The following is a 23,519-nucleotide window of genomic DNA, read 5'->3' on the forward strand; positions in this document are numbered from 1 at the left end:
GTATTTTCCTATTATCCAATACGATGCAGGATGGGGAAAGTGATATGCTTACTTGTCTTCAACTTCGCAGACGTTGAGCTGCGGCGGATAAGATTCCAGTATGCTTGAATATGTAACGGTAATTTCCTGTCCATCCTCAAGCGTATTAGGTATAACAGCTCCGTTCAGCATATAACGAACATCATCATGGTTCGGGATGATATAATGCTTATCATCTGTAAAATCCACATGCCCGTCCATTTTTTGCTGGCATTCATCTGCTATGGATTCCTCCGTGCTGCACCTTGTTAAATGGATAGTCAGGAAAAGTAACACAGTGATATACCGCATTTCAAGACTAACCATGATTAAAACACTAATTCCCGGCTGCAGACGTTCAATTTTATTAAATCGATTAACAACGAATTCAAATGTTTCTCCCCCAGACCATATTCCTGTTTTCATATAATATTACTTTATAAACATGAAGTCAGCAAAATTTCCCATCGTTTCGCTTCAAACGAAAAATGAGACTGCTTTGTTTCACAGTCCCATCACATACTACGGATCAAATCAGCACCAAGCTGCTCCCACGATAATTAGTAAAATGAACAAAACAACAATTAGCGCGAAACCTGCGCCGTAACTGTTTCCTCCGCTCATGATAACACCTCCATAAGATTTGTTAGTAATTTATGCATCGACCTTAGCCTTTGCATGGTCATTTGCCCATTTAAGCTAAATAACTTGGAGGCACTATTCAAATTAAAGTCCATGATGTCATCAAAAACAGTGACTCACATTGATACAGAGGAGATTAGGATCGGTGCCACGGGCGGAGAGACATGCTCGTGCGTAAAAATCGTCTGTGAGAGCAGACAAACATAAAAAGAGAAGCAGCTGCACGCTGCTTCAATCATCTTCCTTATCATAGGTGATGGTCACAATTTCGCCGGATTGTGCATTAATAACAACTTCCGCTTCATCATCCGCTGTTTCGAGCTCAAGTTCATACACAGGCAATCCATCTTCTTCATCGAACTCGGCATTTGTCACGGTGCCGCCAACTTCATCAGTGGCAATGTTGACAGCTTCGTCCATCGTGATTTTCACTTCAGCCTGAGAAGCTTGTTTTTGGGACGGTGCAGTCTTCTGATTATCAGACTGCTGCTGATCATCAGCTGATGCTTGACTCTGATCTTTTGGGTCTTTTCCCGGTAACGTTTTCTGTGTGCTGCTTTCTTTCAAGCTGATCACTTCACCGGTATTTCCGTTTAAAGTCAGATCATACTGTGTTTCATTGTTTTCCAAATCAATATCATATCTCGGCTCGCTGCCACTGCGATCCAATTCGATTTCTGTCACGGTCGCATTATATTGTTTCTCCGCCTGCTGTCGTGCTTGATCAATTGTCATCTCCGGTTCTCCAGCAGATGCTTGCATCTGATAAATACCAAAGACCGCAGCAACAAGTACGGCGATAGCAGCGGGGATAATCCATTTTTTCTTCATATCGATCGCCTCCAGCTATGGTTGTATAGCCAGTATATATCTTCTTCATTAAAGAAATGGTGAGTGCTTTATTAAAATTCCATGAGAAGCTACAATGGCAGTCGTATCGTGAACGTAGATCCTTTTTCCAGGATGCTGTCCACTTCGATCTTTCCATTATGCAGTTCCACCAGCTGTTTGGCAATGGCCAAACCGAGCCCGCTGCCTCCCTTGTCACGCGTACGGGCTTTATCGACCCGGTAAAATCGGTCGAAAATACGACGCTGGTCTTGCTCATCAAGACCTTCCCCAAAGTCGGTGACGGACAAAATCGCTTCATTCCGCGCAGATTTAACGGCGATTTCGATGTGATCGTCACTATATTTGATGCTGTTGCTTAGCAGTATATAAACGACTTGCTTGAGCATATTGGCATCTGCTTTGATGACAATATGCTGCTCGGTGTGGACCATGATTTCCCTCTGGTGAGCTGTTTCCATGGCTGCTGCACAGCTTTTAGCAATTCTTCCGAGATCGACCGATTCTTTTTGGAGCAATGCTGGGTCATCTTTTGCCAAAATCAATAGCTGATCGACCAATGCCTGCATCCGTTCTGTCTCACCGTGTATCGCTTGTACCGCTTCTTGCTGGACAGCAGGGTCGTCGGCGCCCCAGCGATCCAATAGCTTGCTGTAGCTCTTGATGATACTGATCGGTGTCTTCAGTTCATGCGAGGCGTCGGAAACGAACTGCTGCTGCTTCGTAAAATTCTCTTCCAGCTGATCGACCATTTCATTGAACGTATCACTGAGGGTCTGCAACTCATCATTGCTTCTATTTCCCGTCTCCATCCGCTTCCACTTTCCGCTTTTGCGGATTGCCTGCATGGTTGAAGTCAGAGCGAGGATTGGCCGCAGCAGGAAGTTCCCCAGCAGCCTGCCACCGAGAAATGAGGGTATCAAAATGATCAATCCAGCTATCGACAGGCTATATTTCAGTACTTGAAACGTCTGTTGAAGACTGACAAGCTCTTCTGCGACCTGCATGGAGTAGATGCCATTATCCCGGATGACCGGGATGGATACTTCTGCATACCAGCTGCCATCACGATGGAAAGTTTGATCCTGCTCCTGAGATGTGAACGTAAACGGAAGCTCCCGATACTTTTCCGCCCTGGTGATCACACCTTCACTTTTGCCGTCGGGACCAATGAATCGTACCATCCCTTCAGTCGGCAGGTCTGCCTGGAACAGACTCGTCCGCGTTGTATCCTTCCAATCAACTGTCGCAGCTGTCTCTGCCAAAGCGCGGCCTTGTTCGTGCAGCCGATCGACGCTGTTGTTTAAACTTACTTGCCTGAACAAGAAGTAGATGGACATATTTGCGACTACTAACAGGATCACAAGTGTAACGATTATGTATAGCTGGATCCTTGTCCGCAGCTTCACTTCTCTTCATCCTTGATCGTATATCCGACTCCCCGCACCGTCTTGATCAGCTTCTGTTTTTCATCTGCATCGACCTTTTTCCTTAAATAACGGATATACACATCGACTACATTCGTGTCTCCTGCATATTGGAACCCCCAAACCCGCTCCAGCAGCTGATCTCGTGTCAGGACTTGTTTTTCGTGCTTCATAAGGAATGAAAGCAAATCATATTCACGTGGTGTCAGCTCCAATTCCTTTTTGCCGCGCTTAACTGTCCTTGTTTTTTCATCAAGTGTCAAGTCACCGACCTGCAGCAGTGGCTCTTGCACCACAGCTGTTGCGGTGTGGCGGAGGTGTGCACGAATCCGTGCCAATAATTCTTCGATCTCGAATGGCTTCGTCATATAATCCGTGGCACCAAGATCAAAACCGCTCACTTTATCCGGTACCGCATCTCTTGCAGTCAGCAGCATGACCGGAATATGGGCGTCTTGCTTGCGGATGCGTCGAAGCAGTTCCATCCCGCTCAAGGACGGCAGCATCACATCCAGCAAAATGAAGTGATAGCTCTTAGCATAAAACGCTTCCAATGCATCCAGCCCATCAAACTTAACATCAACTGCGAAGCCTTCGTGCTCCAGCTCCAGCTGAAGCAGTCTTGCCATTTTCTTTTCATCTTCGACTACCAGGATTGTCGTCTGCTCCACGGGCTAGGCTCCTTCCTCATATCGATTTGATTTCTCGATAATTGCCGCCAAAGTACAGCACCGGATCACCATCGCGAAGCACCAGGTCCTCGACTTCCCCAATGATGATTACATGATCGCCGGCTATCACTTTGTCGACTGCTTTACAAGCCAAATTGACAAGAGCACCATCCACAACCGGTACATCCTGCAGCATGGTGATCGCTACTGGCTCTTTTTGTACTTTCTGTTTGGCAAATACCATGCTGACATCCTTTTGTTCTTCCTTCAGGACGCTGACTCCGAATGTAGGATTAGTTTGTAAAATATCGTAAAGGGACGCTTTTTTATCGATTGATACGGCGATAAGCTTCGGTTCCAGTGATACCGACATAAAGGCATTCACAGTCATCCCTTTTGTCTCACCAGCCACATCGGTCGTGACAATCGTAATACCTGTTGCAAATTTTCCCATTGCATCTCTAAACGTTCGATTATCCATTATGCTCCCCCGTTCCATATGCTATACGTAAAACTATACCATGTAAATTGCGTTGTCTGTCAATTATTCTATCCTTACATAGGGCTTCTTTTGCAGAAAAAAAGAGAGGCTTTACGCCTCTCTAGTTTACATAATAATATTATTGTTCACTTATTCTTTTTCCTGCGGAAATGCTACTTCGTATATTGCTTCAGGATAAGTTGCTATAACTTCTCCATGCTTGTCTGTGTCCAGCACATAGGAACCATTGCTATAACGATCATTCGCATTCAAATTCATTGGCGTAAGAATATGATCCTGTTTATCCTTCGTTTCCAGATGAATCGTCGCAGCATCTTCCAATACATAGAAACCAACAATACGGTGCGGATTCTTCTTCAGCTCCCGAAGCATGACAACGCCTCGTTTTGCTCGGCCGGTTGGCTCGAATTCTTTCAATTTCATCCGTTTTGCCGAACCTCTATGCGTGATGACGACAACACTTGGCGAATGCTTGAGTTCAAAGGCCTGAGCACCAACTACATATTCGCCTTCTTTCAGCTGCATTCCTTTTACTCCTGCTGCCCGTATGCCGATCGGGCTGACTTCTTCTTCCGTGAACCATAGGCCATAGCCTGCGTTCGTCGCCATGAACAGCTGTTTATTACCATCAGTCAAGGCAACGTGACATACTTCATCGTCCGCTTTCAGGTTGATTGCAGTAAGTGACTTGTTCGCACGTGTCGCTTCATAAAGCTGAAGTCCACTCCGTTTCACCATACCATTCTTTGTGAAGAAGACGAGGTAGTCGGCTTTTTTGAAATCACGAACCGGAATGCTGGCAATGACTTTTTCGTCCTTATCCATACTAGCGATATTGGCCAGATGCTGTCCTTGGTCTTTCCAGCGAATATCCGGCAGCTCATGCACCGGCATAAAAATGAACTTCCCTTTATTCGTGAAGACGAGCAGTTTGTCGGTCGTATTTATCTCCTGCATGCCGATCAGGTGGTCTTCTTCCTTGATTGCCAGGTCTTCCCCATTGGAAGCCTGATAGGAACGAAGGCTGGTCCGTTTGATGTATCCATCATGTGTGACCGTAACCAATACGTCCTCTGATGCCACCATAACCTCAAGGTTTATTTTCAATTCCTCGATTTCATCCTCGATCTCTGTAAGACGATCCGTATGATAGTTTTTCTTGATTGCCCGCAGATCCTGCTTGATCACTTTGAGCAATGTTTTTTCGTTCTTCAAGATATCCTCAAGCTTTTCGATCTGTTCATCCAGCTCTTCGGCTTCCCGCTGCAAGGCTGTAATATCGGTGTTCGTCAAACGATAAAGCTGCAAATTCACAATCGCTTCTGCCTGCGTTTCGGTAAAGCCATAAGCTGCCTCGATCCGCTGCTTTGCATCGGCTTTATCCTTGGAAGCGCGGATTGTCGCAATCAGTTCATCCAAGATGGAGATTGCTTTGATCAGCCCTTCCACAATATGTTTGCGGTCTTTTGCTTTTTGCAAATTGTAAGCGGATTGTCTCGTAACGACTTCTTTTTGGTGTTCGATATACGCATCAAGCAAGCTCGCCAATCCCAACAGCTGCGGGGTCTTGTCTTTGATTGCTACCATGTTGAAGTTATAAGATATCTGCAGATCCGTATTTTTGTACAGATAATGCAGGATTCCTTGTGCATCAGCCTCTTTTTTGAGTTCGACAACAATTCGCATACCCGTACGGTCCGTTTCATCACGAACTTCCGCAACGCCTTCGACTTTGCGGTCCAGACGCAGCTCATCCATCCGTTTGACAAGATTCGCTTTATTCACTTCATAAGGGATCTCATCGATGACGATCTGCTGTTTGCCGCCTTTGATATCTTCGATGCTCGTTTTACCACGAACGATTATTTTCCCTTTACCAGTTTCATACGCCTTCTTGATTCCTTCGACGCCCTGGATGATCCCGCCAGTCGGGAAATCGGGTCCCTTCATGACAGTCATCAATTCATCCACAGTACTATTCGGCTTATCCATTCGCATGATGACAGCATCAACCACTTCACCAAGATGGTGCGGCGGTATCTCCGTTGCATAACCGGCAGAAATACCCGTCGACCCATTGACAAGCAGATTCGGGAACTTAGCCGGGAGAACGGTTGGCTCGGCGTTTGTATCGTCAAAGTTTGGCACGAATTCGACTGTATTCTTATCGATATCCCGCAGCAGTTCAGAAGCGATGCTGGATAGTCTTGCTTCTGTATAACGCATCGCTGCCGGCGGATCACCATCCACGCTGCCGTTATTTCCGTGCATCTCAACCAGCACATTGCGGACTTTCCAAGTCTGACTGAGCCGGACCATCGCTTCATACACCGAACTGTCTCCGTGCGGGTGGAAGTTACCGATTACCGTACCGACAGTCTTGGCTGCCTTTCGAAACGGTTTATCATGTGTGTTGCGCTCATCGTACATCGCGTATAAAATCCGGCGCTGCACCGGTTTTAGTCCATCCCTGGCGTCAGGCAGCGCACGGTCTTGAATGATATATTTACTGTATCTGCCGAATCGGTCTCCGATGACTTCCTCCAATGGCAGATCCAAATAATTTTCCAAAAGAAATCCCCCTTAGTTGTGCAGCTTGTCGTTTTCGAGGATATTCCCGTCTTCTTCCATACCGAAAGCGACATTACTCTCGATCCATTTGCGTCGTGGTTCCACTTTGTCACCCATCAGTGTCGTGATACGGCGCTCCGCACGGGCGAAATCCTCGATCGTCACACGGATGAGTGTACGTGTTGCGGGATCCATCGTCGTTTCCCAAAGCTGATCGGCGTTCATTTCCCCAAGTCCTTTGTAGCGCTGGATCGTGTAGCCGTTTTTCATGTCCCGGACGATTTCCCGCATCTCTTCATCGCTCCAGGCATAGCGAATCACTTCTTTTTTACCTTTCCCTTTGGAAAGCTTGTACAAAGGCGGCAGGGCGATGAATACCTTGCCCTTTTCGATCAATTCCTTCATATAGCGGTAGAAGAAAGTGAGCAATAGGATCTGGATATGGGCACCGTCAGTATCGGCATCGGTCATGATAACCACTTTGTCATACTGTACATCCTCAAACGTGAAATCAGCTCCGACACCGGCCCCGATCGTATGGATGATTGTCGAGATCTCTTCATTTTTCATCACATCCTGCAGCTTGGCTTTTTCCGTGTTGATGACTTTCCCACGCAAAGGCAGGACAGCCTGGAATTTCCGGTCACGGCCTTGCTTGGCAGAACCGCCGGCAGAATCACCTTCCACCAAATACAATTCATTCTTTTGCGGGTTACGGGATTGTGCTGGTGTAAGCTTCCCGCTCAGCAGCGTATCCTTACGTTTCTTCTTCTTACCGCTGCGGGCATCTTCGCGTGCCTTGCGTGCTGCTTCTCTCGCTTCCTTGGCCCGGATTGCTTTCTTTACGAGCATACCGGCAATATCAGGATTTTCGGAGAGGAAATAAGAAAGTTTCTCCGATACGAGGGCATCGACGGCCGAACGAGCTTCGGATGTTCCGAGTTTACTTTTCGTCTGCCCTTCGAATTGGAGCAATGCTTCCGGTATCCGGACACTGACGATTGCCGTCAATCCTTCCCGGATGTCCGTTCCTTCGAGATTTTTATCTTTTTCTTTCAGTAATCCATTACGGCGTGCGTATTCATTGAATACACGTGTCATACCGGATTTGGCACCAGCTTCATGGGTACCGCCATCTTTCGTCCGGACGTTGTTGACGAAGCTGAGCATCGTTTCTGTGTAACCGTCATTGAACTGGAAGGCAAAGAAAATCTCGATTCCTTGCTGCTCGCCTTCAAAGGCAAGTACGGGATGGAGGGTATCTTTTTCCTCATTCAAATAATCAACGAACGACTGCAGACCGTCTGGATAGACATACGTATCTTCCTTTCCGCTTCGCTTATCCGCTATATGGAATGCCACACCCTTAAGCAGGAATGCCGCTTCACGCAGACGTTCAGCCAGCGTGTCAAAATTGTAGCTGGTCGTAGAAAACATCGACGGATCCGGTTTGAAATGGATACTCGTTCCTGTCTTTTTCGTCTTTCCTTGCTTCACAAGCGAAGTCACGGGCTTTCCGCCGTTTTCGAATCGCTGTGTATACGTATTGCCATCCCGATGGATCGTCACTTCGAGCCATTCGGACAGGGCATTGACGACAGATGCCCCGACACCGTGCAAACCACCGCTCGTGCTATAGCCGCCTTGGCCGAATTTCCCTCCAGCATGCAGCACAGTGAAGATCACCTCAGGCGTAGGTCTTCCGGTAGCATGCATGCCTGTTGGCATACCACGGCCGAAATCCTCAACAGAAATACTGTTATCCTGATGAATTGTCACATTGATTTTTTTCCCATAGCCTGCCAGTGCTTCATCGACACTGTTATCGACTATTTCATAAACTAAATGATGTAATCCCCGGCTGTCAGTGCTACCGATATACATGCCGGGCCGCTTCCTGACCGCTTCAAGCCCCTCGAGCACTTGAATTGAGTCATCTGAATAATGCGATGCTTGTTTTACCAATGCCACATCGGCTCCCTTCTTCGAACATAAAACTGTTTCCAAGTCATTCATCCATCCGTTCGTTGGAAAACGACAGTACGTTATATTTCATCATAACGCAAACATATGTTCTTGTAAACTGGCTCCCTTGCTTTGCAGAGTCCAGTATATGCCTAATTAAAAGTAGCAGAATAATGCCAGTCAATCAATCCACATTTTGGAATTAATCACAAAATATCGTTTGTTTGATGCGATTTTCACAGTGATTCATGGTTACAAACGGATCATATTCAACCTGCTATCGCTGTTCTTGACTTCCCATTATGTATACCTGCCCTTAGGCAGGCTGGATCATCAGGTACCGCAAAATGTCTGGAAAGGCTCTTTTGGTTCGGGAGGATCTTCGGTGTATTTCGAATCCACTTGCTCATACTGAAATGGGTTGGAAAGTAGTTCGCAAAGGCGATCGAACAGCGTATAATCCCCGTTTCCTGCTGCATCCAGTGCTTCTTCCACCAAATGGTTGCGCGGGATGAGGTTTGGATTAAACTGATGCATCAAGTCATGCGCAGCTTCCATTCCGTCAGCTCCAATCCGTGCTTCCCAGCGTTTCTTCCATGATCCAAAGCCTTCCATCTGTTCGAGTGCAGCTGTTTCATCTATTGTCAAAGTCCGGAATGTATTTGTGTAATCCGCACCAGCTTGTTCCATCCATCCGAGCAGATCCTCCACAAGTGTTTCATCGCCCTCTTTCGCATCCGTGATACCAATCTTACTATACATGATGTCAAGCCAGGATTTCCTGTAAACTTGCGGAAATTCACGCAGGATGTCTTCGGCTTGTTTCACTGCTTTTGCTGGAACTTCGTCGAATAAAGGCAGCAAAGCTTCGGCAAAACGCGCCAAATTCCAAGCTGCAATCGGCGGCTGATTGGAATAAGCATAGCGACCTTGAATATCTATGGAGCTGAAAACTGTCATCGGCTTGTACGCATCCAGGAAAGCGCAAGGACCATAATCGATCGTTTCGCCGCTGATCGTCATATTATCCGTGTTCATCACACCGTGAATGAATCCGACACTCACCCATTTCGCCAGCAGCTCTGCTTGCCGCTCTACTACTGCTTGGAAAAAGCGCACATACTTATCAGGTTGTCCAGACAATTCAGGGTAATGACGGTTTATGCTGTAATCAGTCAAAGCTATCAAGTCAGTTTCTGTACAAAATCTTCTCGCATATTCGAACGTCCCCACCCGGATATGGCTTGAGGCAATCCGGGTAAGTACCGCACCAGGCAATTCCGTTTCCCGATAAACAGGTTCACCCGTGGAAACGACAGCTAAGCTACGCGTTGTCGGGATATGGAGTCCATGCATCGCTTCACTGATGAGATATTCCCTTAACATCGGACCAAGCGCCGCACGGCCATCACCGCCTCTGGAATAAGGCGTACGGCCAGCGCCTTTCAACTGGATATCCACCTTTTGGCCGGAACGATTTTGCCATTCACCAAGAAGGGTGGCTCTACCATCTCCAAGCATTGTAAAATTGCCGAATTGGTGACCTGCATATGCTTGTGCAATTGGCTGTGCTCCGGTTGGGAAGGAGTTGCCCGCCAAGAAATCAAGAACACCTTCCCGTTCGATTCCAAGCTGGTTGGCAAGTTTTTCGTTCCATTTTACCATTTGCGGCTCACGGACTGGGTTCGGTGACATCTTCGTATAAAAAGATTCAGGTAACTCCGTGTAGGAGGCATCCAAATTATCATCCAAGCGCATCATTCTTCCTCCTTCATCGATCTGCTTAATACTATTATACGCTATTGATACAAGAACCCCATCTGCATACTTGCAGATGGGGTATATTCATTTGCCGGAAGGCCCGACAAGGACACTATGTGCGACTTTGATACATAAATCCATCAAGACCGTGCAACCTTCCTGTTCCAAATGAGCAGCTGCTCCTTCATCATAGACACCTTGCTGGGTCCAGAATACACGAGCATTCGTCCTGCCCGCTTCCCTTGCCAATCCCGGCAGGAATTCCGAACGGCGGAAAACATTGATGATATCAATCTCATCGGGTACTTCAGCCAAGCTGGGATAGGCTTTCTCACCGAGGACTTCGGTCACGTTCGGATTGACTGGTATGATTCTGTAGCCTGCCTGCTGCATCGCCCGGGAAACACCGTAGGATGTCCTGTCCGGTGAGTCGGACAGCCCTACTACTGCAATCGTCTTCGCTTTTAGCAATATGTCACGAATCTGTTCATTTTCCGGATTCTGAAATGCCATTTCACATACCCCTTTCCTTAGAGTAGACCTTCCTGCTCGAGGAACTCTCTTGCTACATCCTCTGGCTGCTTCCCTTCGAAATCGACTTGGTAATTCATTTCTGTCATCTGCTCATCTGTTATCTTGCCCGCAAGCTGATTCAATATGTCTGCAATCTCTGGGTGCGCATCGAGCGTTTCCTGACGCATCAGCGGAGCGCCTTGGTACGGTGGAAACAGATTTTCCGGATCGTCCAATGTAACAAGATCCAAATCCCTGATATAACTGTCCGTCGAATAAGCATCGATGACATCGACATCGTCTGCTTCTATCGCTTGCTGACGGATACCTGGATCCAGTGTCCTCAGCTCGCCGAACTCAACACCATACACATCCTGGATACCCAGATAACCATCTTCCCGGTCGCTGAATTCCAATGTGAAGCCAGCGGTCATGTCATCATCCATTTTGCGAAGGTCCGCAATCGTCTGCAAATCGTTCTCCTCGGCATAAGATCGTTTCACTGCAAGTGTATACGTATTATTGTACGCCATCGGCTCCAGATATGCCATGTCGAAGGCTTCTGCCATACTTTTTTTGGCTTGCTCATACACTTGCTGACTGTCATTGCTTTGTGCTTGTTCACCTGATAATGTCACCAAAGCTGTACCGGTGAACTCCGGATAAATGTCAATGCTGCCGTTTTTTAAAGCTTCGAAAAGAAAATCTGTCTTTCCTAAATTCGGTTCCAATGCGACCTGTAAATCTGTCTCATCCTCGATCAGCATTTTGTACATATTGATTAAAATCGTCGGCTCGGCATTGAGCTTGCCGCCTATCACCAAATCAGGCTGGTCATCTTTCGCCACCACAAAGGGAGCCACGACAACAATGACAGCAACTATAAGCAAGACAGCCAACGACTTGAAACCGAACTTGCGGCTGGTGCGCTCGAAAATCCGGATTACAAAATCCAGCAAGATGGCGAGCAATGCAGCTGGTATTGCACCAAGCAAGATGAGATTCACATCCCCTCCTCGGTCGATACCTAACAGTATCAGTTCACCGAGTCCGCCGGCACCAATCAAAGCGGCAATCGTGGTTGTCCCGACTATCATCACCATGGCAGTCCGAATACCAGCCATGATGACTGGCATCGCCAATGGCAGCTCGACTTTGCGAAGGCGGCGAAAGCTGTTCATTCCCATACCTGTGGCCGCTTCTTTCAAGGCCGGATCCACTTCAGCGATACCGGTATATGTATTGCGCAGTATCGGCAGCAATGCATAAATGATGAGTGCTGTAACTGCAGGCTTCGTTCCGATGCCAATCAGCGGAATCAAGAAAGCCAGAATGGCAAGACTGGGAATCGTCTGCAAGACTGCTGCTACGGCGATGATCGGCTCGGCAAGCTTTTTGGATCTGCTCAGCAAAAGACCAAGTGGTACCGCAATGGCAATACTGATCAGCAATGCTATAATCGATATTTGCAAATGTTCACCCAATGCCGTCCATAAGGAATCACTGCGCTGCTCGAACACATCCAGGAATTCGTTCATTGGGTCACCACCCCATTCTTGACTTCCGTTTTGCTAGCCAAATAATGCAACAGCTCCTGCTGTGTAACCGTACCTATCAACTCATCACCTTTTGCGACTGGCAATATACTGGCTTTAGCTTTTTCGAAAACACGAACTGCTTCCAGTACATTCATATCGTTCGACATCGTCAGGATATCCTTCTGCTTACCATGCTCAACAGCACAAAGTATTTGTCCATCGTCGCTTGTCAGGATATAAGCTTGCTCCGGATCGAAATTGCCTGCTTCGAAATCAGTCTGCGTCAAAATATGGGAAACGGTTTGGGCAACGACGATATCAACTGCAGTCTGCCAGGGTGATTTTTTATCACCGATAAAACTGCGAACAAAGGAATTACGCGGCTCGAGTATTAATTTTTGCGGCGTATCGACTTGAATGATTTCCCCTGCGTTCATCAGGCAGATACGATCTCCTAAAGCTGTCGCTTCATCGATATCATGTGTGACAAACACAATCGTCTTTTTGATTTGCTGCTGTAATTTCCTGATGTCCTTTTGCAAACCCTCCCTGCTAATCGGATCCAAGGCGCTGAACGGCTCGTCCATCAGCAAAATCTGCGGATCGGCTGCGAGCGCTCGAATCACTCCTACACGCTGCGCTTGACCGCCGGATAATTCGGAAGGCTTCTTCTTCATATAGATGGACGGTTCCATCCCGACCATTTGCATCAATTCCTTTGCACGGTCACGAATTTGCTGCTTCTTCCACTTTTTCATCTCCGGAACGACAGCGATGTTTTCCTCGACAGTCATATGGGGGAATAATGCGATTTGCTGCAGGACATAGCCAATATTCCATCGAAGCTCATGGATATTGTAGTCTTTCAAATCTTTACCATCTATGTATATCTCACCTGCTGATGGCTCGACAAGCCGGTTGATCATTTTCATCGTCGTCGTCTTGCCGCAGCCGCTTGGTCCGATGAGCGTGAGCATTTCCCCCTCCTGCACTTTCAGATTAAAATTTTTGATAGCCTCTGTACCATCCGGGTATGTCTTTTGTACGCCTTTGAATTCAATCATACCTTCACCTCGAGTTATGTACTAACTATTTTTTTACCCTTGCTTGCGGAATGTTAATCTTATAGTATGTAAAAAGTTATGCCCTTCCATGATACTTCGTGCTAAAATGGATTAGCAAGCAACAGGAACGCCTAAGCAGTTAAAGGAGAATGTAAATGGAGTACGTGTTATTCATCCTGCTCGCCTATATCATCGGTTCGATTCCATCTGCCCTGATTGTCGGTAAGGTAGGCTATAATATAGATGTAAGGGAGCATGGGAGCGGAAATCTCGGCGCAACGAACACTTTCCGGACGCTCGGTAAGAAAGCCGGGACAATCGTGCTGATTACCGACATCCTGAAAGGGACCGTCGCAACCATACTGCCCGTTCTATTCGGGTTCGACTTATATCTGCTTGTCATCGGACTCGGCGCAGTCATCGGACACGTTTATCCGATCTTTGCCCGCTTCAAAGGAGGAAAAGCTGTCGCGACATCTGCCGGGATCATCCTGGGAGTAAATGCCTTGCTTTTTGTCATCATCCTGGCAAGTTTCATCGTCGTTTTGCTCATCAGCAAATATGTATCGCTTGCCTCCATGACAGCAGGTGTTGTCGGTGTCATCGTCTCGATCTTCATTGCGCAGGATGTCATATTATCCATCGTACTCGGACTCTTGGCGGTATTCATCCTTTATAAGCACCGACAGAACATCGTCCGTATCATCAGACGGGAGGAACCAAAGGCTTCCTTCCTTGTGAAAAACAATTCCAAGTAACGGGATTGTTTTTTTCATTTCACCTTACCCGGTTCAGACAATTGAATTTCGAGCTTTGCATCGGGTATACTTTAAGCTAGTCATGCGTCTTTGAAAGGAGTACAAACATGCAACACCTACACACACCAACTAGAAAACAACTGCCATCCAAGGCGGAACGTCATAAATTATTCGGATCTGTGCCGCCAGGCAAGAAAACAAAACCAGAAAACAAAGCCGATATGGCTGATTTGCAGAATACGAAAAAGAATTTCCTTTTCCATATAGATGCGGTCGGGATCGCGAATGTCAAACATCCGATCCAAGTGATCAGCAACACCAGCCCAGCAATGCAGACGACGATTGGAACGTTCGAGTTCACCTCTTCCATCCAACAGGACAGCAAAGGTACTAACATGAGCCGATTCACAGAGCAGTTGGATTTGTATCACAAAAATGGCTTTACTGTTTCTGTGAAAAGTTTGCAAACCTTCGTCGCAGAGCTTGCCAATCGCTTAAAGCAGGATGATGCACGGGTCAAGGTGACATTTCCTTGGTTCTTCGAACGAAGCGGTCCTGCATCCGGCATGACGGGACTGAATCATGCGGATGCAACTTTGGAAGTGGCTTATGACAAGCAAACTGGCTTCCGAACAACCGCTAAACTTTCTGGCACAGTTACGACACTTTGCCCTTGCTCAAAGGAAATAAGCGAGTACAGCGCACATAATCAGCGTGGAATCGTATCGATGGAAGTACAGCTGACAGATGCATTTGACGAAGATGTACGTGATTGGAAAGAAGACTTACTCGAAGCGGCGGAAAGCAATGCAAGCGCCCGTATCCATCCAGTACTGAAACGACCGGATGAAAAAATGGTCACCGAGACTGCCTATGAGAATCCACGCTTTGTCGAAGACATGGTCCGTCTTGTGGCGGCTGATTTGTATGAGCTGGATTATGTCGAAAAATTCACCGTTTCCTGTAGCAACCAGGAATCGATCCATTTGCACGATGCCGTAGCGACGTTGAGCTACGACAAGCGCGACGAAGAGGAATGAACCGATGGACAAGGTATTCCTGGCCTTGATCCGTTTTTACCGGCGCTTTATCAGTCCCCTGACCCCGCCATCCTGCCGCTTTTATCCGACATGCTCCCAATACGGACTGGAAGCAATAAAACGGTATGGTGCGTGGAAGGGCGGCTGGCTCACCATCAAGCGCATTTCCAAATGTCATCCGTTTCACCGGGGCGGATTCGACCCTGTACCTGGCACGACGTGTGAACATCATCACCATGAAAAAAAGCAGTAATCCCCCAAAAAAAGGGATACTGCTTTTTATTTTGGAAGCAAGTTAAATCTTTCTAACTGCTCCCATTGCTGCTCTGCTTGAAGTATACGAAGCTGATAGTCTCCGATCAGATCGAAATGCAGCAAATCCTCATGCTCATCAATCCAAGCTTCCTGGAGACCATACTGTCCCCCCCACTCTACCAGCTTCTGCCGATCGGCACAGCCTGCTTTCGTCACTGTTTTTGCCTCCGGAAACCGCGCATCCAGCCAATAATGGGTCAAAAAGGCGACTTCCCCTTGGCGGACCTGCTCTTTCCATTTTTGCAATTCACCGCGTCTGATTCCGAATGCCATCTGTTATGCTTCCAGCGCTTTCGAATAAGCAGCATGCCATTCGGGCAGTGACCGACGTATTGAAACAGGGCGGAAGTTTTCTTTTTTCACAACTGTGTGAGTAGTTGTACCGGACACGCATAGTTTGCCATTTTCATTTTTGATTTCATAGCCATATTGTGTCCGGATACCATCATACGAACGAAGCCATGTTTCTACAACCGGCTTCTCCCCGTAACGTACGGGGTAATGGAAGTTCAGCTTGGCATCCACAACCGGGGAAAGGAAACCATCTTCCTCCATACCTGCATAACGCAAACCTAATGTTTCGATAAAATCAGTTCGGCCGATTTCAAACCAAATAAGATAATTTGCATGATATACGACTCCCATTTGATCTGTTTCGCCATATCTTACATTTATTTCTGATGTCGATTTCTTCATAAAGCACTTCTCCTTACCATATCCCAAGCATTCTCTATATCTTTCTTGTTCAAATAATCCATTTCCAGCTGTTCTTCATCTTCCACAAGGCGAAGAGATTGGAACTGGATTGCTTCGTCGAGCAGATTCGTGACGAATCTGGCATTGCCGGAAACAGATTCTGTTTCTAGTCGTTCCCTTAGGAAAGCTTCCGCATCTTCTGATAGCGTATACGCATAATTTTCCATTGCGCGCTTAAAGATTGCGACGAGCTCTTCACTGTTGTAATCAGGGAAAATGAAATATTTCTTAAAGCGTGACGCAAGTCCAGGATTGCTGTCGATGAACTGCTTCATTTCCTTTTGGTATCCTGCCAGTACCACAACGAGATTTTCATTATGTTTTGTCATTTCATCCACAAGTGTATCGATCGCTTCTTTACCGAAATCTTGAGCGCCTCGGAACAAACTGTACGCTTCATCGATAAATAATACACCGCCCAGTGCATCACGGATGACCGTTTTCGTCTTAGACGCTGTCTGACCGACATAACCGGCAACCAAATCACTTCTTGATGCGACAACCAGATGTCCCCTTTTCAGCAGTCCGCGCTCTTTTAATATCTCGGCATAAATCTTGGCAATCGTCGTCTTACCGGTTCCCGGATTGCCGGTAAAAACAGCGTGCAGCTGAATCGGGACTGCCGGAGCACCTTTTTGTTTCCGTGCCTGCTGGATTTGGACGAAGGAAGACAGTTTTTTGACCTCTTCCTTGATCGATGGCAAACCAATCAATTTATCCAGCTGCTGCAATGGCTCTGATTCCTTTTCGTTCCGATCTTGATCTTTGACATCATGGGCAGATAATGTCATATGATCGATCCATGACTCCGTCGTCAATTTGCGATCGGCTCCCTTCTGGAAGATGATACGCAATACAATATCCCGGACAGAGCGGGCATTTCCGAATGTTTCATCGACCCGAGCCTGTTCGATTTTGTCCTCAACCAGGCGCAATGCTTCCTCAGTGAAGAAAAAATCGTTGGCAAGCGCCGTATTTTCGGCAATCTGCAAAAGCTCCTCGGTTTCAAAATCCGGTAACTCGATGTAATTCTGATCTGGAATACGGCTGCGCAGTCCTGGATTGGCAAACAGGAATTGACGCGTCTCCTCGGGATAGCCTGCCAGGAAAACAGCAAATTTCCCGCCATATTCGCTGCTTGTCATACTGGAAACAAGCGTGTCGATCACTGCCTGTCCATAATCATTTCCGCTTTGGCCTTCCCTTTTCAGACTGTACGCTTCATCAATGAACAACACGCCGTCGATCGCCTGCCGCACATAATTGGTTGTATTTTCTTCGCTTTGGCCAAGATACGAACCAACCAGATGAGAGCGGTTCACCTCGACGACATGATCGGATTCCAACAACCCCAGCTGATGGTAAAGCTTGGCCAAAAGACGTGCAATCGTCGTCTTCCCGGTTCCGGGATTGCCGGTGATGACCATATTCAGACCCGGTTCATCCACCATCTGGAAACCAAATTGCTTCCTTTCCTGCTGATAGCGCAGATAATGGTAATAATCATGAATATATGTCTTCACATCCTGTAAACCTATCAGTTGATCCAGGGCTTCAAGCGGACGGCTTTCACTTGCCTGGCTTAATACATCAGGCAGCGCTTCCTGCACGGCTTCCAATGACTTCAATATTTGCAAGACAGTCGCATTCATTGCAGTGACAGGTGATCCTGTCTTCCTGTTTTCAATCGTTTCGATGGTCTGCTCTAAGAGGACTAGCAAATCCTCCAGTTCCTCATAAGAACGGTTGTATGCTGCCGCTAATTTGCTTGCGCCAGTCAATCTGCGTGGATATGCTTTCATTACTTCGTTCAGCTGACTGTTCAAGCTTTGAGACTTCTTTAGTTTGGCAGGATCAAAATCTGTTTCCCTTACCGACCACGCTGGCAAATCTGTGTCCATCAATGCCTGATAATATTGATTTACCTGTGCAAATTGGTCAATTTCAAGCACAATTGGGTGTGTCCGCTCCGATTCTGCCAGCAACTGTCTGCTGATTGGATCCTGCTTTTGCACGCGCATGATCCGGTAAAAAGCTATGATTCGATACAAGCCTTGTTTTAAGGCTTCTTCCCCAGAATCGAGCTTTGATGCCATACGTAACGCCTCTATCTCCGATAGAGGCGGTGAGGTGTCCATTGAACTCCATGCAATCACTTGTTCGGTCAGGGTTTTCTCTGTCTGTGCCACAAGTATGCCCCCTTTTCTACCATCATTTTAGCATATTAATGCTAAACAGGTGAACTGGCGGGACTTTAATCGATCCATGCATCTAGCTGTTCCTTCGTTACTGGTCCAGGAATGATCTGCTTTTTCCCGGATTTATCGACCAGTATCGTGAATGGAACCGAAACTTGGCGGAATTGATGTGCTACAGCACCCTTCATATCCAAATAGACAGGTACTTGAAGTCCGCTTTTCTCAATGAAGGTCCTCACTTGCTTCACGCTTCGTTCACTTTTTGTCGCATTGATACTGTATACGCTGACCTTACCGCCAGCTGAAGCATGAAACTCCTCCAGCTCGGACAAATCCGATAGGCACGTTTCACACCATGTAGCCCAATACGTTATCACGACAGGCTTCCCATCAGCACCATCGATCAATGCTTCCACCGATTCGAGCTCCAGTGCATCGGCTCGTACGATGGCCGGGAAGACGAACAAAATAGCACACAAGAGGATTAGTCCTTGTTTCATACAAATTCCCCCTTTGCCGTTTATTTTAAGCGGAAAGGAGTCAATCTAACCAAAAAAAGAAGCAGCCATTTCGGCTGCTTCTTATAAATACTTTATGCATGCTGCAATTTGTCACGAAGGACCATGTTCAAAATACCGCCATGACGGTAATAATCGATTTCCACTTCACTATCGAAGCGCGCTACAGCTTCGAATTCAGTCACTTTGCCATCTTCGGCAGTTGCTTTTACTTTGACGACATCGCGTGGCGAAATATTCTCATCGACTGCAACATCGATGCTCTCACGTCCAGTCAATCCAAGGGATTCCGCACTCTCACCTGGCTGGAACTGCAATGGCAGCACACCCATCATGACAAGGTTGGAACGGTGGATCCGCTCAAAGCTCTGTGCGATGACAGTCTTGATGCCAAGCAAGTTCGTCCCCTTAGCTGCCCAGTCACGAGAGCTTCCCATGCCATAGTCTTCTCCGGCGAAGATAGCCAGTCCAGTCTGATCAGCTTGATATTTCATTGCTGCATCATAAATCGGCATCACTTCATCCGTCGGCCAGTAAGTTGTATAACCGCCCTCTGTGCCTGGTGCCAGCTGGTTGCGGATACGGATGTTTGCGAATGTACCGCGCATCATGACCTCGTGGTTACCGCGGCGGGAACCATAGGAGTTGAACTCGCGAGGAGTTACACCTTTATCCTGCAAATATTTACCTGCTGGCATATCTTTCGCAATTGCACCTGCCGGAGAAATGTGGTCCGTTGTCACGGAGTCTCCAAATTTTCCGATTACACGCAATCCTTGTAAAGGCTGCACCGTGCCGCTTCCTCCAGAGATGTTCTCAAAGAAAGTAGGATTCTGGATGTAAGTAGAATCCGCATCCCATTTGTAAAGCGGTTCGTCAGTTGTATCAATTTCATTCCATTTGGCATTGGAATTGAAGACATCCTCATACTCCTTCCGGAAGATTTCCGGTGTAACAACTTCTGCGACTGCATCCCGGATTTCTTTAGGAGATGGCCATAGGTCTTTGAAATAGACTGCATTTCCGTCTTTATCCGTTCCGATTGGATCATTATCCAAGTCTATATCGACTGTACCTGCAAGCGCGTAAGCCACGACTAGCGGCGGTGAAGCCAAATAGTTCGCTCGCACAAGCGGATGGATACGGCCTTCGAAGTTACGGTTACCAGAAAGTACGGATGCCACTGTCAAATCGCTGGAAGAGATCGCTTCTTCGATTTCAGGAGACAATGGTCCAGAGTTACCGATACATGTCGTACAGCCATAACCAACAAGTGTAAAGCCTAATTGGTCTAGATAAGGCGTCAGACCTGCATCATCCAAGTAACGCGTTACTACTTTCGAACCTGGTGCAAGGGATGTTTTCACATACGCAGGCACGTTCAGGCCTTTTTCAACCGCATTCTTCGCAAGAAGTCCAGCTCCAAGCATAACGTATGGGTTTGATGTATTCGTACAGGAAGTAATCGCAGCAATTGCGACAGCACCTGTTTTCATCGTGGATGTCTTGCCATCCGGATGATGTACATCAACTGATTTATCGAATTCACTCTTATCAAGTCCAAATCCTTGGTTGCCAGATGGTGCTGTAATGGAATTAACGAATGATTTCTGCATGCCGGAAAGCGGGATCAAATCCTGCGGACGCTTCGGACCAGAAAGATTCGGCTCCAACGCGGAAAGGTCGATTTCCACAATTTCCGTATATTCAGGATCACGGGCATCCGGAGAATACCAGAAGTCGTTTTCCTTCGCATATTTCTCAACAAGATCGATTTGTTCTTTGCTTCTGCCTGTCAAATGCATGTAGTTCAATGTTTCTTCATCGATCGGGAAGAAACCGCATGTCGCCCCGTATTCCGGCGCCATATTCGAGATTGTCGCACGGTCTGCAAGCGGCATATCCGCAAGTCCAGGACCGAAGAATTCAACGAATTTTCCGACCACGCTCTTTTGACGGAGCACCTGTGTCACTTTCAGCGCCAAGTCGGTCGCAGTGGAACCTGCTGGCATCGTACCAACGAATTTGACTCCGATTACATCTGGAGCCGGGAAGTAAGATGGTTGTCCAAGCATGCTTGCTTCTGCTTCGATACCGCCGACACCCCAGCCAAGGACACCAAGGCCGTTGATCATCGTCGTATGGGAATCGGTACCAACCAATGTATCAGGATAAGCAGTATACGAACCGTCTGCTTCCTCGTTACCATGGACAACATTGGCTAAGTATTCCAGGTTAACCTGGTGGACGATTCCAGTCGCAGGCGGAACAGCACGGTAATTATCGAATGCTTTTTGCGCCCAATTCAAAAACTCATAACGTTCTTTGTTTCGCTCAAATTCCAATTCCATGTTCACTTTCAGCGCGTCTTGCGTACCATACTTATCAACCTGTACGGAGTGGTCGATGACAAGATCAACCGGGATTTCCGGATTGATCCGGTCTGCATCCCCGCCTAGGTCAACCATCGCTTTTCTTAGGGAAGCAAGATCTACGACTGCCGGCACACCGGTAAAGTCCTGCAGGATAACACGGGAAGGCTTGAATGGTACATCCGTGATGTTCCCATTCCCCCAGTTTGCTAAGCCTTCTACATGCTCGTCCTTGATTGCAAAGCCATCATGCTGACGAATCAGCGATTCAAGCAGTACACGGATAGAGAATGGCAAACGAGAGACTGTTCCGAGCCCTTTCTCTTCAAGCGCTTTCAATTGATAGTAATTGTACGTCTTTCCGTTTAATTCAAACTGTTTCTTTGCGTTGTATGAATTATTTCCCACCATCGTATGAACAAACCCCCTTGTGAATTAGCCTGCTCTATCACAATCTTATGATAGAACAGCACGAGCTAACATTGATTTGCACTTTTTATTCTAAATGAAAACGATTCATAAGTAAATTAATTAAGAGCAAATTACACGCGTAAAATAGGGAATCCTAGCGTATTTTGCAGTCAACCTATAGATTTTGTTAACAATCGAATAAGCCCTTATACACAAGGGATAATAGGTAATATGGAGGTGAGAAAATGGGAGATCAGAAAGGGAAACAACGAAAACACCCAGAGAAGGTGAATGAGCCGCTGAGCGGGTCGAAGAAAGTAAAAAACAAAAATCATAGCAGACAAAAACACAACAGTTCTCACGACATGTAAAACAAACATGGCCTCTTATAGAAGAGGCCATGTATAAATATTATAAGCTAATTGGCAGGGACACCCGGAAGGTACTCCCCTTCGTATCATTGCGAAGGATATCAAGCGCTCCGTTATGCTTATCCAGTATTTGCGTACAGATCATCAAACCAAGGCCTGTCCCTTCTTTCTTTGTCGTAAAGAAAGGCTCCTTGAGCTTGGCAAGCACATCATCGGGGATACCAGGACCTTCATCAACAACATCCACAATACATTCTGTGCCAACTTGACGCTGACGTATATCAATCTTACCGCCCTTCGGCATTTCTTCAAGTGCATTCTTGATGAGATTGATGAAGAGTTGCTTGATTTGCGATCGGTCACAGAGCAGCCTGCTATTCGATCCTTTTATAAAATTGATTTGGACATTCTGCAAACGCGCCTGTGAGTACAGAAGTGTAATAACATCCTGCAGCATTTCATGAATCGTTTCCGATTCTTTGTTTTCCGCTACTGGCTTTGAAATGAATAGAAGCTCCGAAGTGATCGTTTCGATTTTCTCTATTTCATCTACCATGATCTTGTAGTACTCTTCCTTGCGGCTGATACCCGCCTGGATGAGCTGAAGGAAACCTTTTAGACTTGTAAGCGGATTACGGATCTCGTGGGCGATTCCAGCCGCAAGCTGTCCAGCCACACTCATTTTTTCCGATCGGAACATCATTTCCTCGATTTCTTTTTTATCGGAGACATCCTTGGCGACTCCGATATAATACGGGGCATCCTGCTCCTCTATGAGTGAGATGCTGGCTTCCATCCATATATGCTTACCCCTGTTATCCAGTGCAGTGAAATGGAATCGCTGAGGCCATTCTGTTGCTGATCGGAACCTGTTCTTCAGGACAGCCACGTCACATGGATCCAAATAAGTCAAAGAAGACGTGCCGAACACTTCCTCTGGTAGATAGCCCAGCAGCCGTGTAACCGACGTGGAAGTATACTGGATCACCCCATCATTGCTGCAGACGAACACGATATCAAAACCGTTTTGATCGATCCATTGCAGCATCGGCGCTGGCAGTTTAGCCAAAGAATGTGCCTCAAAGCCTGTCGAATCAAATGAAGCCGCTTGTTTCTTTTTCTCTGTCTTATAGTCGTCTTCGTTCAAGCTCCTTCGCCCCCTTTTTTGTGACCTTGTTCGTGCATCTATGTATGTATAAGTCCTTTTGTAATGTATGTTACTACAATTAGGCAAAAAACAAAACGCTCGTGCCACGATT

22 protein-coding genes are annotated in these 23,519 nt (G+C 46.9%); 4 read left to right on the forward strand and 18 right to left on the reverse strand.

The genetic code is table 11. The features are described 5' to 3' along the window. Nucleotides 1-48: 48 nt before the first annotated feature. From BLQ53_RS06415 to BLQ53_RS06470, 12 genes are all read right to left on the reverse strand, one after another. Nucleotides 49-444, reverse strand: a complete 396-nt coding sequence (locus tag BLQ53_RS06415; RefSeq protein WP_093726473.1) for a hypothetical protein — start codon at nucleotides 442-444, stop codon at nucleotides 49-51. 108 nt (nucleotides 445-552) lie between these two features. Then, a complete protein-coding gene (locus tag BLQ53_RS06420; RefSeq protein WP_093726474.1) occupies nucleotides 553-642 on the reverse strand; it encodes a YjcZ family sporulation protein in 90 nt (29 codons plus the stop codon). 249 nt (nucleotides 643-891) lie between these two features. Continuing rightward, nucleotides 892-1,491, reverse strand: a complete 600-nt coding sequence (locus BLQ53_RS06425; protein ID WP_093726475.1) for a PepSY domain-containing protein — start codon at nucleotides 1,489-1,491, stop codon at nucleotides 892-894. A gap of 89 nt (nucleotides 1,492-1,580) precedes the next feature. After that, the gene (locus BLQ53_RS06430; RefSeq protein ID WP_093726476.1) at nucleotides 1,581-2,918 is read right to left on the reverse strand and encodes a sensor histidine kinase; all 1,338 of its coding nucleotides are present in this window, start codon (nucleotides 2,916-2,918) and stop codon (nucleotides 1,581-1,583) included. Beyond that, on the reverse strand, nucleotides 2,915-3,607 hold the full coding sequence (locus tag BLQ53_RS06435) for a response regulator transcription factor (RefSeq protein ID WP_093726477.1): 693 nt from the start codon (nucleotides 3,605-3,607) through the stop codon (nucleotides 2,915-2,917). The genes BLQ53_RS06430 and BLQ53_RS06435 overlap by 4 nt, the downstream gene beginning before the upstream one ends. A 16-nt stretch (nucleotides 3,608-3,623) precedes the next feature. Further along, nucleotides 3,624-4,088: a flavin reductase family protein gene (locus BLQ53_RS06440; RefSeq protein WP_093726478.1), complete on the reverse strand. Its 465-nt coding sequence runs from the start codon at nucleotides 4,086-4,088 to the stop codon at nucleotides 3,624-3,626. A 150-nt stretch (nucleotides 4,089-4,238) separates the two neighbouring features. Further along, a complete protein-coding gene (parC, locus tag BLQ53_RS06445; protein WP_093726479.1) occupies nucleotides 4,239-6,680 on the reverse strand; it encodes a DNA topoisomerase IV subunit A in 2,442 nt (813 codons plus the stop codon). A gap of 12 nt (nucleotides 6,681-6,692) precedes the next feature. Further along, complete coding sequence (parE, locus tag BLQ53_RS06450) at nucleotides 6,693-8,645, reverse strand: DNA topoisomerase IV subunit B (RefSeq protein ID WP_093726792.1); 1,953 nt, start codon at nucleotides 8,643-8,645, stop codon at nucleotides 6,693-6,695. A gap of 333 nt (nucleotides 8,646-8,978) precedes the next feature. Further along, complete coding sequence (locus BLQ53_RS06455) at nucleotides 8,979-10,403, reverse strand: protein adenylyltransferase SelO (RefSeq protein ID WP_244499277.1); 1,425 nt, start codon at nucleotides 10,401-10,403, stop codon at nucleotides 8,979-8,981. Nucleotides 10,404-10,490: 87 nt separating this feature from the next. Continuing rightward, the gene (locus BLQ53_RS06460) at nucleotides 10,491-10,919 is read right to left on the reverse strand and encodes a CoA-binding protein (protein ID WP_093726481.1); all 429 of its coding nucleotides are present in this window, start codon (nucleotides 10,917-10,919) and stop codon (nucleotides 10,491-10,493) included. 17 nt (nucleotides 10,920-10,936) lie between these two features. Beyond that, the gene (locus tag BLQ53_RS06465; protein ID WP_093726482.1) at nucleotides 10,937-12,457 is read right to left on the reverse strand and encodes an ABC transporter permease/substrate-binding protein; all 1,521 of its coding nucleotides are present in this window, start codon (nucleotides 12,455-12,457) and stop codon (nucleotides 10,937-10,939) included. Then, the gene (locus BLQ53_RS06470; protein WP_093726483.1) at nucleotides 12,454-13,521 is read right to left on the reverse strand and encodes an ABC transporter ATP-binding protein; all 1,068 of its coding nucleotides are present in this window, start codon (nucleotides 13,519-13,521) and stop codon (nucleotides 12,454-12,456) included. Before BLQ53_RS06470 ends, BLQ53_RS06465 begins: the two co-directional genes overlap by 4 nt. 155 nt (nucleotides 13,522-13,676) lie before the next feature. Here BLQ53_RS06470 and plsY point away from each other — a divergent pair, with 155 nt between their 5' ends. From plsY to yidD, 3 genes are all read left to right on the forward strand, one after another. Then, on the forward strand, nucleotides 13,677-14,279 hold the full coding sequence (gene plsY, locus BLQ53_RS06475; RefSeq protein WP_093726484.1) for a glycerol-3-phosphate 1-O-acyltransferase PlsY: 603 nt from the start codon (nucleotides 13,677-13,679) through the stop codon (nucleotides 14,277-14,279). 107 nt (nucleotides 14,280-14,386) lie between these two features. After that, entirely contained in the window at nucleotides 14,387-15,319 is a 933-nt protein-coding gene (gene folE2 / locus BLQ53_RS06480; protein ID WP_093726485.1) for a GTP cyclohydrolase FolE2, read from the forward strand. Nucleotides 15,320-15,323: 4 nt separating this feature from the next. Beyond that, entirely contained in the window at nucleotides 15,324-15,572 is a 249-nt protein-coding gene (gene yidD / locus BLQ53_RS06485) for a membrane protein insertion efficiency factor YidD (RefSeq protein WP_093726486.1), read from the forward strand. 26 nt (nucleotides 15,573-15,598) lie between these two features. Here the strand turns inward: yidD and BLQ53_RS06490 are convergent, their stop codons facing one another. The 5 genes from BLQ53_RS06490 to acnA all read right to left on the reverse strand — a co-directional run bounded on the left by BLQ53_RS06490 (nucleotide 15,599) and on the right by acnA (nucleotide 21,889). Next, nucleotides 15,599-15,907: a hypothetical protein gene (locus BLQ53_RS06490; RefSeq protein ID WP_093726487.1), complete on the reverse strand. Its 309-nt coding sequence runs from the start codon at nucleotides 15,905-15,907 to the stop codon at nucleotides 15,599-15,601. Nucleotides 15,908-15,910: 3 nt separating this feature from the next. Further along, nucleotides 15,911-16,330: an acyl-CoA thioesterase gene (locus tag BLQ53_RS06495; protein ID WP_093726488.1), complete on the reverse strand. Its 420-nt coding sequence runs from the start codon at nucleotides 16,328-16,330 to the stop codon at nucleotides 15,911-15,913. Continuing rightward, a complete protein-coding gene (locus BLQ53_RS06500) occupies nucleotides 16,327-18,579 on the reverse strand; it encodes an AAA family ATPase (RefSeq protein WP_342005100.1) in 2,253 nt (750 codons plus the stop codon). Before BLQ53_RS06500 ends, BLQ53_RS06495 begins: the two co-directional genes overlap by 4 nt. A gap of 65 nt (nucleotides 18,580-18,644) precedes the next feature. After that, nucleotides 18,645-19,088 (reverse strand): TlpA family protein disulfide reductase, encoded by a 444-nt coding sequence (locus BLQ53_RS06505; protein ID WP_093726489.1) that lies wholly within the window; start codon nucleotides 19,086-19,088, stop codon nucleotides 18,645-18,647. A 92-nt stretch (nucleotides 19,089-19,180) separates the two neighbouring features. Continuing rightward, nucleotides 19,181-21,889 (reverse strand): aconitate hydratase AcnA, encoded by a 2,709-nt coding sequence (acnA, locus tag BLQ53_RS06510; protein WP_093726490.1) that lies wholly within the window; start codon nucleotides 21,887-21,889, stop codon nucleotides 19,181-19,183. Between the two features lie 245 nt (nucleotides 21,890-22,134). Between acnA and BLQ53_RS19300 the strand changes: the two genes are divergently transcribed. Then, complete coding sequence (locus BLQ53_RS19300) at nucleotides 22,135-22,260, forward strand: small acid-soluble spore protein P (protein WP_084160682.1); 126 nt, start codon at nucleotides 22,135-22,137, stop codon at nucleotides 22,258-22,260. A 40-nt stretch (nucleotides 22,261-22,300) separates the two neighbouring features. Here the strand turns inward: BLQ53_RS19300 and BLQ53_RS06520 are convergent, their stop codons facing one another. Continuing rightward, nucleotides 22,301-23,407 carry an ATP-binding protein gene (locus BLQ53_RS06520; RefSeq protein ID WP_244499278.1) on the reverse strand — a complete coding sequence of 369 codons (1,107 nt, stop codon included), beginning with the start codon at nucleotides 23,405-23,407 and terminating at the stop codon, nucleotides 22,301-22,303. Nucleotides 23,408-23,519 lie beyond the last annotated feature (112 nt).

It is taken from the genome of Terribacillus halophilus (assembly GCF_900101385.1).
In the GTDB taxonomy this organism is placed as follows: domain Bacteria; phylum Bacillota; class Bacilli; order Bacillales; family Amphibacillaceae; genus Terribacillus; species Terribacillus halophilus.

Coding starts and splice junctions, on each gene's coding strand:
- BLQ53_RS06465 (WP_093726482.1), bottom strand. CDS start 12,457: ATGAACGAATTCCTGGATGTGTTCGAGCAGCGCAGTGATTCCTTATGG.
- BLQ53_RS06490 (WP_093726487.1), bottom strand. CDS start 15,907: ATGGCATTCGGAATCAGACGCGGTGAATTGCAAAAATGGAAAGAGCAG.
- BLQ53_RS06470 (WP_093726483.1), bottom strand. CDS start 13,521: ATGATTGAATTCAAAGGCGTACAAAAGACATACCCGGATGGTACAGAG.
- BLQ53_RS06505 (WP_093726489.1), bottom strand. CDS start 19,088: ATGAAACAAGGACTAATCCTCTTGTGTGCTATTTTGTTCGTCTTCCCG.
- BLQ53_RS06440 (WP_093726478.1), bottom strand. CDS start 4,088: ATGGATAATCGAACGTTTAGAGATGCAATGGGAAAATTTGCAACAGGT.
- yidD (WP_093726486.1), top strand. CDS start 15,324: ATGGACAAGGTATTCCTGGCCTTGATCCGTTTTTACCGGCGCTTTATC.
- plsY (WP_093726484.1), top strand. CDS start 13,677: ATGGAGTACGTGTTATTCATCCTGCTCGCCTATATCATCGGTTCGATT.
- acnA (WP_093726490.1), bottom strand. CDS start 21,889: ATGGTGGGAAATAATTCATACAACGCAAAGAAACAGTTTGAATTAAAC.
- BLQ53_RS06495 (WP_093726488.1), bottom strand. CDS start 16,330: ATGAAGAAATCGACATCAGAAATAAATGTAAGATATGGCGAAACAGAT.
- BLQ53_RS06455 (WP_244499277.1), bottom strand. CDS start 10,403: ATGCGCTTGGATGATAATTTGGATGCCTCCTACACGGAGTTACCTGAA.
- folE2 (WP_093726485.1), top strand. CDS start 14,387: ATGCAACACCTACACACACCAACTAGAAAACAACTGCCATCCAAGGCG.
- BLQ53_RS06415 (WP_093726473.1), bottom strand. CDS start 444: ATGAAAACAGGAATATGGTCTGGGGGAGAAACATTTGAATTCGTTGTT.
- BLQ53_RS06460 (WP_093726481.1), bottom strand. CDS start 10,919: ATGGCATTTCAGAATCCGGAAAATGAACAGATTCGTGACATATTGCTA.
- BLQ53_RS06420 (WP_093726474.1), bottom strand. CDS start 642: ATGAGCGGAGGAAACAGTTACGGCGCAGGTTTCGCGCTAATTGTTGTT.
- BLQ53_RS19300 (WP_084160682.1), top strand. CDS start 22,135: ATGGGAGATCAGAAAGGGAAACAACGAAAACACCCAGAGAAGGTGAAT.
- BLQ53_RS06425 (WP_093726475.1), bottom strand. CDS start 1,491: ATGAAGAAAAAATGGATTATCCCCGCTGCTATCGCCGTACTTGTTGCT.